This window comes from Rhizorhabdus antheiae (assembly GCF_049889055.1).
Lineage (GTDB): Bacteria > Pseudomonadota > Alphaproteobacteria > Sphingomonadales > Sphingomonadaceae > Rhizorhabdus.
This window is the reverse complement of the sequence record NZ_JBLTWO010000030.1, coordinates 1-516: the sequence shown is the minus strand read 5'-3', so window position 1 is coordinate 516 and position 516 is coordinate 1. Positions and strand designations below refer to the sequence as shown.

The 516-nt window shown below is 67.4% G+C and carries 1 protein-coding gene; it reads right to left on the bottom strand.

The annotated features are described in order from the left end of the window. Positions 1-28 precede the first annotated feature (28 nt). The gene (locus ACNI3R_RS20415) at positions 29-490 is read right to left on the bottom strand and encodes a hypothetical protein (RefSeq protein ID WP_426187072.1); all 462 of its coding nucleotides are present in this window, start codon (positions 488-490) and stop codon (positions 29-31) included. Between the last annotated feature and the right edge of the window lie 26 nt (positions 491-516).

Here is a 516-nt window from a genome sequence, read left to right as displayed (position 1 = left end):
CCCCGTCTCGTCGAGGAAGACCAGGCTCTCAGGGTCGATGAACGGCTGGACCGCCCGCCACAGCTTGCGACGTGCCGCCACGTCCGGTCGCTCCTGCTCGGCTGCGTGCAGGGCTTTTTTTAAACGACAGGCCGAGCCGTCGCACCGCGTTCCACATCGCGCCGGTGCTGAGCCCGATTCCGTGTTCGGCCAGCAGCCAGGCCTGCGCCTGCGCCAGCGTGATCCCCGGCCGCGAGCGGATGAGCGCCGCCAGTTCCAGCTCCTGTGCGGGGGAGAGCTTGCGCGGCGGACGACCGCGGTTCGGGTTGATCCCGGCATCACCGGTCAGCCGCCGCCGGATCCGCGCCTTGTAGATGTAGGCAATACTGACCTTGAAGATCACTGCTGCCTCGCGGACTGGCAGTCCGCCGTCCACCGCCGCCAGCACCCGATCGCGCAAATCCTGCGAGTAACTCTGCCCCGGTCGCCAACCCATCGCCGTCTCCGTCATGACGGCCACCTATGAATCACACGATC